Origin of the sequence: Algoriphagus chordae, from assembly GCF_003254055.1 — a bacterium.
In the GTDB taxonomy this organism is placed as follows: domain Bacteria; phylum Bacteroidota; class Bacteroidia; order Cytophagales; family Cyclobacteriaceae; genus Algoriphagus; species Algoriphagus chordae.
In genome coordinates this window covers 135,226-148,140 of record NZ_QKZT01000009.1, presented here as the reverse complement: position 1 = coordinate 148,140, position 12,915 = coordinate 135,226, and the positions used below count along the sequence as shown (strand labels likewise).

General features: G+C 41.2%; 11 protein-coding genes. 1 reads left to right on the top strand and 10 read right to left on the bottom strand.

From position 1 onward, the window contains the following. Positions 1-677: 677 nt before the first annotated feature. Together LV85_RS11655 and LV85_RS11650 are read right to left on the bottom strand one after the other, a co-directional pair. On the bottom strand, positions 678-1,511 hold the full coding sequence (locus LV85_RS11655; protein WP_111319581.1) for a 2OG-Fe(II) oxygenase: 834 nt from the start codon (positions 1,509-1,511) through the stop codon (positions 678-680). 245 nt (positions 1,512-1,756) lie between these two features. Next, entirely contained in the window at positions 1,757-4,285 is a 2,529-nt protein-coding gene (locus LV85_RS11650) for a phosphocholine-specific phospholipase C (RefSeq protein WP_111319579.1), read from the bottom strand. A 170-nt stretch (positions 4,286-4,455) separates the two neighbouring features. On the opposite strand from LV85_RS11650, the gene LV85_RS11645 reads away from it, so the two are divergent. Then, on the top strand, positions 4,456-5,022 hold the full coding sequence (locus tag LV85_RS11645) for a Pycsar system effector family protein (protein ID WP_111319576.1): 567 nt from the start codon (positions 4,456-4,458) through the stop codon (positions 5,020-5,022). A 36-nt stretch (positions 5,023-5,058) separates the two neighbouring features. Here the strand turns inward: LV85_RS11645 and LV85_RS11640 are convergent, their stop codons facing one another. From LV85_RS11640 to aroB, 8 genes are all read right to left on the bottom strand, one after another. Beyond that, on the bottom strand, positions 5,059-5,640 hold the full coding sequence (locus tag LV85_RS11640; RefSeq protein ID WP_111319574.1) for an O-methyltransferase: 582 nt from the start codon (positions 5,638-5,640) through the stop codon (positions 5,059-5,061). A 74-nt stretch (positions 5,641-5,714) separates the two neighbouring features. Then, entirely contained in the window at positions 5,715-6,416 is a 702-nt protein-coding gene (locus LV85_RS11635) for an SIMPL domain-containing protein (protein ID WP_111319572.1), read from the bottom strand. 75 nt (positions 6,417-6,491) lie between these two features. Further along, a complete protein-coding gene (locus tag LV85_RS11630) occupies positions 6,492-7,463 on the bottom strand; it encodes a Kelch repeat-containing protein (RefSeq protein WP_111319570.1) in 972 nt (323 codons plus the stop codon). Positions 7,464-7,721: 258 nt separating this feature from the next. Then, entirely contained in the window at positions 7,722-8,570 is an 849-nt protein-coding gene (locus LV85_RS11625) for a prephenate dehydrogenase (RefSeq protein WP_111319568.1), read from the bottom strand. A gap of 6 nt (positions 8,571-8,576) precedes the next feature. Next, a complete protein-coding gene (locus tag LV85_RS11620) occupies positions 8,577-9,722 on the bottom strand; it encodes a pyridoxal phosphate-dependent aminotransferase (protein ID WP_111319566.1) in 1,146 nt (381 codons plus the stop codon). A gap of 10 nt (positions 9,723-9,732) precedes the next feature. Next, the gene (locus LV85_RS11615; protein WP_111319564.1) at positions 9,733-10,557 is read right to left on the bottom strand and encodes a prephenate dehydratase; all 825 of its coding nucleotides are present in this window, start codon (positions 10,555-10,557) and stop codon (positions 9,733-9,735) included. 1 nt (position 10,558) lies between these two features. After that, positions 10,559-11,800 carry a 3-phosphoshikimate 1-carboxyvinyltransferase gene (locus tag LV85_RS11610; RefSeq protein ID WP_245942271.1) on the bottom strand — a complete coding sequence of 414 codons (1,242 nt, stop codon included), beginning with the start codon at positions 11,798-11,800 and terminating at the stop codon, positions 10,559-10,561. An 11-nt stretch (positions 11,801-11,811) separates the two neighbouring features. Continuing rightward, on the bottom strand, positions 11,812-12,855 hold the full coding sequence (gene aroB, locus LV85_RS11605) for a 3-dehydroquinate synthase (RefSeq protein ID WP_111319560.1): 1,044 nt from the start codon (positions 12,853-12,855) through the stop codon (positions 11,812-11,814). Positions 12,856-12,915: the final 60 nt, after the last annotated feature.

The window sequence follows — 12,915 nt, the reverse complement described above, 5'->3', positions numbered from 1 at the left end:
CTTTATTAAAGGGGGCTAGGGGGATTAATTTAGGCGAAATTCAAACTGAGAGTCTTCACTTTCACTCAGAAACATACTCATTTATTAAAGAACTGTGTTCTGGCTTTTTACTGAACCTTAAAACCAAAAATTGCAATGGCACAAATTGTGAATCGTTGTCCTAGAAATCATTTTAAAACTTAAACTTCCCCGACATGAACAATCTTTTCAAAGGACTAATCGCAGGCTATGGAGCTTACAAACTAGGCGGTGGGTGCCTAGGCACCATCTTGGTATTTGTAGTGATATTTTTGCTGTTAGGGCAGTGTAGCTAAGAGACTATTCCACCACCAACCTTAAACCACTTTCCCCATTTGAGGATCTGAAATGCTGTCTTTGCCGGTTCCCAACCTTCCGGCGTAGGTGTATTTCAGATCCGAGTTTTTCTTTGTGGCAAGTGAAATCTGAAACCAAGCTTTGTGCTTTTTCTTGTAGTATTTGAAGCTAAGTTGCCAAAAGATAAGCCTACAAATTATTTAGCCACAGAGAATAATAAGAAACCTTCTGTTGTAAAAAAGGATCAAATTTAAACCTTATAAATTGGGTGCGACAGAAGTTTTTAATTTGGTGGGATTAGCTTTAGAGATTGATTATTATAGGGAAAAATACAACTTCTATCTGAGTGTTTATGAAAATAATTATCGGTCTTTTTTATATACATGAGGGTTTTCAACGATACCTTTTTTGAACAGTTTTCTTAAATTGGATCGGAGATAAGCATCCATTTTTAGAACCTTATCTCTTAACTTCTGCTCAGGTCTTCCTCTAAATGAAGTAATGTGAAATTTATCGGATTGGTGAAGTGGGCTATTTGAAAAATAGTAGTTCGAAACACAATTCCTTGCTCCGTCGATTTGAACGGGACTTACTGAATGCCAAGAGGATTGGTGAGTCGCCATCACTATTAGTCTATTGAAGCTTGAATGTAGGGTGATTTGCTCGTTTTCTACACCATATGGCCAAAGCTCTAAATGTCCACCATTTTTGTCTTCCCAATTTGGTGTGACATAAAATAAGAGGTTTAATACCCTCCATCTATTTCTATCCTTATCGTGGGAGTTGTCCAAATGAGGATTTAAAAACTGGTTCATCTTCATTGACGAGAGTCCACCTGCATACAAGTGCTCATCAGGGTAAAGATCTTCTATTTGACATATATCTTGTACCTCTTTCACTACCCCTCTATCTTGAAATGCATAAATAACCTCTTCTAGCAGCGGGTGGTATTTATTCATTTGAGAAGAAGTGTGTTTATTTTCTCTCAAACTCTTCTTTAAAGTCATTTCCTCAGGTTTAGGGAAATCTCTACCGATTTCATCCACAATTTCTGATGGAAGCAGATTGTCTATATAAAAATAACCAATCAAGTGTTTTGATTGGTTGTATTGTTCTTTCAAACTTTCTTTTTCTTTGATGATTTTTGCGATGATTAATTTTGCAATTGTCTCACGAGTTAATGTTGCTACTTCCATAGTTTGAATATCAGATGAATAGGTTGAGATTTGTTGTCAAAAAATAAAGTCCAAGTAGTAATTCGGATTAGGACTATCATTTCTGTATTCTATAATAATAAACATCATTTTAGTAAGTTCAAAAAACATTACAATGTATTTATTAAAATAACACAACTAAGTTATTGAGAGAATTGAGTGAGGTTTATAGCCTATTTGATTTAGATCTGAATAAAAAATGGCCACCCATTAGTTCATAACCTCCACTAAATAACGCCACCCATCTGAGGATCTGAAATGCTGTCTTTGCCGGTTTCCAGCCTCCCAGCGTAGGTGAATTTCAGTTCCGAGTTTTCCTTTGTGGCAATGGTAATCTGATACCAGCCTTGATGCTTTTTCGTGTCGATTTTGAGGCTGGTTTCCTTCCCAGCCGCCAACTTGATTTCCTTATTTAACTTCAGATAAATCTCGTCTTTTACAGAAAGTGTAAGATTAGATGCCGAGGTGTTTTTAATAGTCAACTCCAATTCTTCAGTGGCTTTATTGTTTTTGAAAAGAGGTTTTGCAGCTATTTCGATATTGGATGCTTGCGGGGAGCCTTTGAATTCCCGATAGAAGCCATTTGGGCCATATACTCTCAGATGATAGAGTCCATTTTCGAAGTCGGAAACAGGCCATTCGTAAGAGATACTATCACCTGACTTCACTGCAAAAGCCCAAGTTTTCACTGATTCAAAGGTATTTGTATCTTGATCCAAGTACCTGCCGGGTGCATAAACATTGAAGGCAGAACCCAAGGCATCTTTCCCGAAAATATCCTGGGAGGCAGTGAATTTGACTACAAAACTCTTTCCGTCTTTACTGAGTTGACCATCAGCATGAAGGTCATATTTCAAGCCATTGGAAGGCTTTGTGCCAGGTTCTTGAGCTGCGAAAACCGATGAATTAGCTTGATTTTGAGTTGCTTGCCTCGCCTCTTCTGCACTTAGCTTTTTGAAGTTGGTCGGAACATTCTTGAATTTGGCGTTGTAAATCTGCTTAACAAATTCGGTCTCATTTATAGGTTCAGCATGTTTTATTTTTTCACCATTATAGGGTCTGAATGCGGAGGTCAAATCTCCACTTACAGTTCGTCTCCATGAGCTGATATTGGATTCTTCGATGGTTTTTCCAGTCTTTTTAGAAAGGAACTTCTCCAAAAACTGAATGGTAGAAGTGATGTCACATACTTCAGAATTGACCCAGCCCCCACGGGACCAAGGGGAAGCAATGATTAACGGAACTCGATATCCTAAACCAACCGGGCTTGTTCTTGAATCTTTAGGTTTGAAGCCAGCTTTGATCTCTTCTTCTACAGTTACATACTCTCCAGCAGAGGAAAGTCCATCAGACATTTTGCCATTGGGCTCAGTAGGATGAGGCGGTACGAAAGGAGGGATGTGGTCGAAATAGCCATCATTCTCATCGTAATTGATGATGAAGATTGTCTTTTTCCATACCTCAGGATCTTCTGTGAGGATGTTCATGATTTCAGAAGCATACCAAGCGCCATACCAAGGTGCACTAGGGTGATCAGAGAATTTTTGCGGAGCTACCAGCCAAGAGACTGCTGGAAGTGTTCCTTCTTTCACATCTTTTCGGAATTGAAATAAGATGTCTCCTTTTGGGATCAGCGTCTCACGATCATTACCATTTTCTTGGTAAGAAAGTTTTTCCGTTTTATGATAATCAGGGTCGCCAGTATTCGTCTGGAAAGCCTTTTTGTGTAGGTTTTTAGAGCGGTCGGAAAGCTTATCAAATTCTTCTGCATTCCACTTTTTTAGGTATACATCCAGATAAGCCAAGCCATCTTCTTTCTCTTTCAATTCTTTTTGTAGCTCCTCTAGATTGGCTGGTTTACTGGCCAGAGTTACCTTGAGTTCTGCGATTTCGGCTGGAAGGGCCTTTTCTCTTCCTTGGAGAAAAAGGTAATGTGCTGGATGAAAACCTGAGTTAAATTGTGAAAACCACTCTAGGTTATTGTCCGTGAAGTTTGCCAAAAGAGACTCATTTTCACCATCCAATTCAGTTGTGATACTCAGTTCGTTTTGATAAACTTTCCAGGAAATATCATTGTCCTCAAGGCGTTCGGGGAAGGTTTTCCAATTCCCTTCTTTCCCGTAGGTCAATTCCCCATTCCGGACTTTTGCTTTTTCTCCATCAGCACCATGCGTTTTTCCTGTCCAGAAATAACTCCTATTGGTCGTAGTGCCGCATAATGCTGCACAAAAATGCTGATCACAAACCGTGAATGCATCGGCCAGCGCGTAGTAAAAAGGTAAATCCTCACGGCTGTAGTAGCCCATGGTCAGTGGAATATCATAATATTGTTTTCCTGGTCTTTTGGCCTCAATCCAATTGTTGTATTTACCACCGTTTCGAGCATCTACTTGATTCTCCCATGAATGGGGAGTTCCACTCATCCAAGTGGCTTTAGTGTCTTTGATGTCAAAGCGAAAAGGGGCAAAACGATTTCCGTCTTTATCTGGCTGAAGCCAAACGGGATTTTGATCTGGAAGAGAAATCGCACGGGGATCATTGAATCCACGTACCCCTTTCATCGTACCAAAACAGTGATCAAAAGACCTGTTTTCCTGCATCAGCATCACGACATGTTCGGCATCATAAAAAGTAGTTCCCGGTGCTGCAGGTATCGCCATGGCTCGTTGCACTGCCATTGGCATCGTGCTCCAGATACTTGCTCCGCCAGTTACCAAGGCCGCTTTCTTTAAAAATTCTCTCCTCGAATCGTTCATTGTGCTCTTTATTTTGGTTTAAGTATACTGACTTTTTTGGGTTGGCCTAAGGTTTATATCATTTCCTTATTGTTATGATTTTATTAGAATGGCTTAAATTTAACTATATCAGTGACTTAGATTTACTGAAGAATTATTGTGTAATTTAACCTGAAATAAGAATTAGCAATATGGAAGAGTTTTTAGAGCCGAAAAAGGATAAAACCGAACGAGTACAACAGACTTTTTTTCGGGTGACCTTCATGAATAATTGTAACCTGCTTCAAATCGCTGATAACAAGGCAAACATTGTAATTAGCATAAATGCACTTGTAATATCTTCTGTAGTGGCCATCATCGGATATGGGACTATTTCCCATCAATTGGATTACCAGAATACAATCACACTAATTCCAATTATCGTGTTGTTGACTACCTGCCTGATTTCAACTTTCCTGGCTGTGCAGGCTGCAAGACCGAAGGTGTTAGGAAAAAAGAATAAATTAGATGAGGAAGTGAAATCCAGCATGATGTTTTTCGGCGTAATTTCGAATTTCACGCTCACTGAGTATCTGACAGAACTTGATAAAATACTGCCTTCAAAAAAGCAGGTACAAGAGCAAATGGCTATTTCATTATACTATCAGGGGAAGGTGTTGAATAGCAAATATAAACTCCTAGCGCAGGCTTATACCGTATTTATCATTGGGTTAGCCATAGGAGTGATTACCTTTTTTATCTATTTGTCACTATTGTGAAGGAAGGGAGCTCGATACTCCAGTTTCCTCTAAAGCTTACTCAAGTTTGGTCATTAAAATGATACCAGTCGACCAGTTCATTTTAGTGATGGTAAAGTCACTAAGGTTTTCTAAACGCTCAATGAGATCTCTTGCTTTTTGGGCATGTCCTGCTGGCCAAGTTGGCTGCTCTTGCATGTCATCGACGATATAGATTCCCCCTATTTTTAGTAAGGCTAGAGTCTCTTCCAACTCACTGTATTTGCCTGGCCAAGCATCTGCGAAAATCAAGTCGAATTGTTCCCCTCTATAGTTTTTGATCCAGACAGCAGCATCTTGACAAAGGATATTGATTCGTGAATCAAGCTTGAAAAGTTGATTAACAATATCTATAAGCTTCGGGTCATTGTCTATGGTGATAATGCTTCCGCAATCATCCATGCCATCTGCCATCCAAGCAAGTGATAAGCCTATGCCTGTACCGAGTTCAAGAAAGTTGCCGCAAGGTTTACTGGCTACCAAAGTTCTCAAAAGGGAGCCTACATATAGGTCTGAAGGCATGGTAAAGCCTATTTCTTGACATTTGGCAGCAATAGCAGCATGAACTCTTGGTTTGAGTTTAATATCTGATTCCTTCATTAAATAAAAATTGATGAGTTAAAAATGTTGGTTGTTCAAAAAGTTACGAAAAATCCGCTTTCGCGGATTTAGCACTAATAGGTGTATTTTACAGAAACTCGTTTTTGGAGACTTTGATTATCAGGATTGAGCATCGGAGGCGCAGCGGCGGCATCAGCACTGGTTCTCATCATTTGCATGTTTTGATATTCACGATTCATGGGCTGAGAGAGCAAAGAAACTCTATGCACGCGAATCGTTTTAATACCCAAAGTCTGTGCAATCAGTAGAGCCCTACTTTCGGCATTTTTTAAGGCTTCGGTAAGCAAAGCATCTTCAAGGGACTTTTGCGTCGCTTCTGAAACTAGGAAATGCAAATTAAAACTCATGTCTCCAGCTCCTTGGATAGCTTCTACGATTTTTTGAAGGTCTTCATTCTTACTGCTAGTTACAACTCTGAGGGACTGATGGGCTACATAGCCAGAATCTCTGGAGATGCCACTACGGTAAATTCTATTGACATCCACAGCATAATTGTCTGCGATCAATTTGTAATCCTTGATCTTAGCTTTCTTCAATGCAGCGGCCAGCAATTGAGTCTTTTTATTTAATACGCCTACGGCATCAGATACTTCCATGGCTTTTTCTACTAGGTTGATCTGAAAAGAGGCTTCATCTGGAGCAACCTTTCGTTCGCTAAAACCTTCTACTTCAATCAGTGGAACAGTCATGTCATCCTGTGCTAAAACTGGGATGGCTATTACTAAGGCTAGAAATAGGGTGATATAGTTTTTCATGTGATTTTAGTTTGTACAGCTGTTATCTACTCAAAATGAAAGCCAGAATTGAGGAACAGATGAATTATCAATTATTTACTTCCAGTCCAATACCTCCATGGTATTCAGTTCTGGTCCACCACCACGCTTGGCACTTCCGGCAGCGACATAAAGTTTGCCTTTATAATAGATAACTCCAGAGCCATGACGGCCTTGGTTCAGATCCGGTAATCTTGACCAGGTCCCATTTCGTGTGTCTAGAACTTCCACTTCGGAATGTGAAGCTTCCTGCACTGTGCTTTCTCCATTCATTACAAGTAGGTATGGCCCTTTGCCAATGGAAGAAGACCCCCCTCTAGGAGTAGGCAAAGCAGTTGCTACGGTGCTCCAAGAATTGGTTTTGAAATCGTAGAAATCCACCTCAGGAATGACCAAGTCCAGCACTTCACCTATCTCGGCGTGGGAAGTTCTTCCTCCTGCTGCATACACTTTGTCTTCGACTAGTACGGCGCCGAAGTGGTCTCTAGGTCTTGGAGCATCTGGGAGAACTGACCATTCACCAGTTTTTGTATCATATTCATCAAACCAAGGCACAAAGTCTGCATAATGCCCATCGACGATTCCGCAAACTAGGTAGATTTTGTTTCCACGTGTAAATACTCCTGCCGATCCCCTTCTTCTTTCTTCTGGGATTTCGGGTCCTTCTCTCCAGGTGTTGGTCTTTGGGTTGAAAATCAGAAAATTAGGAATGGGAGTTTCGTGTGGGTAGGCACCGGTCAGTGCTCCGATCACGTAGATTTCATTTTTAAAAGTGATGGCTTGAAAATGATGGAATTCCATAGGCGCCATGGCCATAGTTTTCCATGTATTGGTTTTGGGATTGTATTCTTCGATTGGCTTGGTCCCTCTGCCACCAAGGAGATAGAATTTCCCATTGCATTCGACGAATGAGTTTTCGTGCCTAGGAAGTGGGTAATTCGTGGTTTCTACGGTAGTCCAATGATCTGTCGATTGAGAAAATACAGATAGTGAAATCAGTAGGAGTGCTAGGCTCAAAAAGTACTTCATAGATGTTGAGTTTAGGATTGATAGTGTTGAAAATACGGTTTTTTGAATTGTTTATTCAAAGCATATCAAACATATATTTATAGTTGTTTGTCCTTATAAATGATGATACCAAATTACACAGTTTCAAAAATAGCAGGGCCGTCAGCTTCACAGAGATTCTCCGCGCAATGCTCTGTGTCCTAGGCGGTAAAGAAAAACGCCACCTGTTTATCACAAATGGCGCTCTTTATAATCTAAAATTAACTCTTGGGAATTAACTCATTTTTCCAGATCCAGAATCTCCCGGATCTTATTGATCTCACTCATTTCATCGGATAGACCTTGCCCATCATTGGCAGCGATCTTATCACGGAAGGCGGAAAGATTCGAAATATATCCATCCAAAGCAGATAGAATATTGGTCTTGTTCTCTGTGAAAATTGGTGCCCACATCGCTGGGCTTGACTTAGCTAGTCTTACCGTAGAAGCAAAGCCTGAACCCGCCATATCAAAGATGTTCTTCTCATCTTCCATTTTCTGCAAAACAGTTTTGCCCAGCATAAATGAAGAAATGTGAGATAGATGAGACACAAATGCCAAGTGGCGGTCATGCTCCTCAGGATCCATAAATCTCAACTTCAGATTTAGCGCATCAAATAACTTATAAGCCTTCTCTTTAAGCCCTAAGTCAGTTTTTTCCAGATCACAAATGATAGTTACCTTTCTGTCAAGCAAGCCAGCAAATGCAGCATTAGGTCCAGAATACTCGGTTCCTGCAATCGGGTGTGCCGCTAGGTATTGCTTTCTCTTGGGATGATCAGCGACCAATTCACAAAGTTTCGCTTTAGTCGAACCCACATCAAAAACCAGCGTGTTTTCACCAATTTGATCTAGTGTTGTCAAAAGCAAGTCACCTAAAGTATCTGCAGGCGTCGCTAGGATGACGATGTCTGTGTCAGCATCTGGGGCTTCTTTAGCCTCCTGGATTATCCCAAGGTTCAAAGCATCCTGAAGGTTCTTTTCATCCGCATCCGTTCCACTGATCAAAATGTCTGGGAATTTGTCCTTTGAGGCTAGTGCAAAAGAGCCTCCCAAAAGCCCTAATCCTACAATATGTATTTTTTTCATAAGCTGTTATTTAATGCGGTTTATAGCTTCCAAGATCTTGAACTCAGGCATGCAAAGTGAAAATCTCACGAAGCCTTCGCCTTCCGAACCAAAGATTTTTCCCGGTGTGATAAATATATTTTTCTCGTAAAGTAACTCATCGACTAGCTGATCGGCAGTTTTTCCTTCAGGTACCTTGCACCAGACAAATAGTCCCGCTGCCTTGAGATCGTAGCTCAAATTGAGTTTGTCGGCAAGTTTCCAAACTAGTTTTCTGCGACTTTGATAAGTACTTTCGATATCTGAGAACCAATTTTCTCCAAGATTTAAAGCAGCGATAGCTCCTTTTTGAATCCCAAGAAACATCCCGGAATCCATGTTGCTTTTGACCTTGAGTACTTTTGCTATCCAATCTTCACGACCTACAAGCATCCCAACTCTCCAGCCGGGCATATTGAAAGCCTTACTTAAAGAATTTAGCTCCAAGGCAACATCCTTGGCTCCAGGAATCGATAGAATACTGATCGGCTCTTTCGTCAAAATATGACTGTAAGGATTGTCATGAAGTAAAACGATCTGGTGTTTTTGGGCGAAATACACCAATTCCTGAAGCATAGCTCTGCTTCCTGGAGCTCCAGTAGGCATATGAGGATAGTTAATCCACATCAATTTCACCTTGCTTAGGTCCTGATTTTCCAGTTCTTCCAGATTCGGTCTTCCTGCTTTCGCTAAGTCTAGGGAATAGTAGATTGCTTTTGCTCCCAATAAATTTGTCACCGAACTGTAGGTGGGATAGCCTGGATTTGGGATCAGCACTTCATCTCCAGGATTTAAGAAAGTCATGCTCAGATGCATGATGCCTTCTTTGGAGCCCATCATCGGCAGGATTTCCTTGTTAGGGGATAAGTTTACGCCATATTCTCTTGCATAAAACCCTGCGATCGAAGCCCGAAGCTCAGGGATTCCCTGATAGCTTTGATAGCCATGCGCCTGTGGATTATCCGCGGTGTTTTTCAGTGCATCAATTACCTTCTTGTCAGGCGCCAAATCTGGGCTGCCTATACCTAGGTTAATTACTGGTTTCCCATCGGAAATCATCTGATTTACCTCCCGGAGTTTGGCTGAAAAGTAATACTCTTCCACACTGGCAACTCGATCTGCAAAACCTTTCATCTATATCTACTTATTTTCTGCTTAAGTACTCTCCAAATATTTTCACTTCACCAAAGCTAGCTCGAATTTCATCAATAGTCTTGGCGAAAACGGCAGGATCTTCAAAAACCAAGTCGATGAAAAATGCATATTCCCAAGGTTTTTCGATCACTGGGATAGATTGGATTTTACTCAGGTCTATTCCATTGTCAGCAATCAAAGTTAGCAACTTTGCCAGTCCGCCCTTTTGATCTTGGATAGTAACTTTGGTCGAGGCTTTATTTACACTTGTAGTGGGTTTTGAAGCTTCTTTTTGCAGAATAATAAAACGAGTGAAATTGTTTTTAATCGTTTGAATATCCGGAGCAATGATCTCCATTCCATAGATTCCGGCAGCTATACTTGATGCAATTGCGGCCACGCCTTTCAGATTTCCTGCGGCAATATCCCGTGCTACCGAAGCGGTGTCGGTATCTTCTTTGAGCTGGATATGTGGGTGCTGCGCAAAAAAAACTTTGCACTGCAACAATGCCATCGGGTGGGAGCGAACCTCTTTTATATCGTCAATAGTTTGGCCTGGAAGTGCCATAAATTGATGTGCAATCGGGAGGTAATATTCATCTCGTATGCTCAATTCAAAGCGATCTATCAAATCGTAATTAGGGAAAATTGCTCCTGCAATGGAATTCTCTATCGCCATTATGCCGAAGTCAGCCTCCTCATTAGCTACCGATTTGGCTACAGATGGGAAGGTGTCAAAATCCAAAATCTCTATGTCCTCTCCAAAATTGCGTAGCGCAACTTGATGATGAAAAGAGCCAGGAACGCCCTGAATGGCTATTTTTAGCTTGCTCATTTTAGGATTGGCTGAGGATAGAGATTCCTGCTAGCTGGCAATGTTTCCAGAAACTAGGATAAGATTTGTTTACCACGGATGGATCTTCTATGCTTACGCGTGTTTTGGTGATCAAAGGCATAAATGCCATAGCCATTCTATGATCGTCATAGGTATGAATTTTTACATCAGCAGGCATAGTCACCGAAGGGATCACCTGATAGACTTCAGGCTTGATTTCCTTCAAGTCGGCATTGAACTTCGCGAGTTCTTGTTGCAAAGCATAGATTCTATCCGTTTCCTTGATCTTCAAACTTTCCAATCCTGTGAAAGTCGCATTTTGTCCCAAAATAGCACAGGTCACCGCGATAGTTTGAGCGAGGTCTGGACAGTGCGTGAAGTCCCAGGTTTCCAAACCTGTCACTTCCTTCTTTTGCAATAAAACGCCTCCGTTTTGGAATGTGCTTTTTACTCCCAATTGCCCCATGATTTCCACCACAGCTGCATCTCCTTGTAGACTGTTTTCTTTTAATCCGTCCAAAAACAATTCTCCAGAATCAGCGCATGCTAGTAAACTGAACCAGTATCCTGCACCCGACCAGTCACTTTCTACTGCGAAAGTCGTGGACTGGTAAGCCTGATTTGGAACTGAGATTTTGTTGTCAGTCCAAGTGTAGTTGACGCCAAACTGGGACATGGTATCCAAGGTCATTTCTATATAAGATCTGGAACCAACCTTGCCTTCCAACTCAATTTCCAATCCTTTTGGCAGCAAAGGAGCGATCATCAGCATGGCAGATATGTACTGGCTGGAAACATCTCCCCGGATTTTAACCTTATCACTTGTCTGCTCCTTAAGGCCATGAATAGCCATAGGTGGATAACCTTCAACACCCAAATAATGAATTTCAGCACCCACAGTTCTCAAGGCATCTACCAGAATCCCTATCGGTCGCTCGCACATACGTGGCGTTCCTGTCATCACCTTGTTTTGGTTGGTGATCGCAGCATAAGCAGTCAAAAACCGCATGGTGGTGCCTGCATCCAGCACATCATACAGCGGCGGGTTTTTCTTTAGCAAACTGATCATCGTCTGCGTATCACGAGCTTCTGCAAGGTTGCTGAGTTGGTTTTTTCCTTCGGTCAATGCATCGATGATAAGCACGCGATTGGATTCGCTTTTGGAAGAAGGAAGTGGGATATGGGTAGCCGAGAAATCTGATTTTTGAGCCAGATGTATCGTTTCTAAAGTTTCAGTATTCAAAATATGCTGTATTAGGTCTGAGGTAAATTTTGATAGTGATGAATTGCTTCTCGGATTTCCGCACGAGTAACGGGGATGTTGTAAGTACATTCTCCAATTTTAGTCAATAAGGAAAACATCAATTCCTTGCCTTCATTTTTTTTGTCTTGCAGGCAAAAATCAAGAACAGCAGGTAGATCGGATTCTAAGATCTCCACCTTGCCATATACTTTCAAAAACGCAGTTTCAATTTCTTTCAATTCTGCCATCGAAAGATCTAATTTCTTTTTGGAGAGATAAGCTTCGCAAATCATTCCGACCGCAATAGCTTCTCCATGTAATAAATGTCTAGGTCCATCCAAAAAGTATGTTTCAAAAGCATGGCCTATGGTGTGTCCAAAATTTAAGATTTTGCGCAAACCTGCTTCTTTCGGATCTTCTTTTACAACTGATTTTTTGATCTCGACCGAGTGATGGATAATCGGTGACCAATAAGATTTCTCCCAGTTGTCAAAATCAAGGCTTTCGAAGTAAACTTTATCTCTAATCAAGCCATGCTTCATGATCTCTGCATAACCAGATCGTATTTCTTCTTTAGGAAGTGTTTTCAAAAACTCAGATGCGACGATGACTGTTTCAGGTTCATTGAATACACCCAGATGATTTTTTAAGCCCTCGAAATCCACACCTAATTTTCCGCCAACGCTTGCATCTACTTGTGAAAGTAGGGTAGTTGGCATATTGATAAATCGAATGCCTCTCTTGTATATGCTAGCGCAAAAACCGCCCATATCTCCAATTACCCCACCTCCGATATTTAGAAAAAGTGCTTTTCTGTCCAATTGGGCTTTGGTCATCGCCGCCCAGATTTGCATACAAGTGCTGATTGTCTTATTTCTTTCACCTGCTTCTACGGTGAAAAAGGCAGTGTTGGAGGGGAAAACTTCCTCTACTAAAGGCTGACAATTGGCTTTGGTGTTTTCATCTGTGAGGACAAAAAGGCTTGAGCATTTCAACTCGCTAAGTACTGCGGTTAAATCAACAGCTGCGTTTTCAGAAAAGATAATTGCGTTCACGAAGACGGGAGTTTACTGATTGTAATAAAAGCTAAGGGGAGGGTATCCTCCCCTCAGACT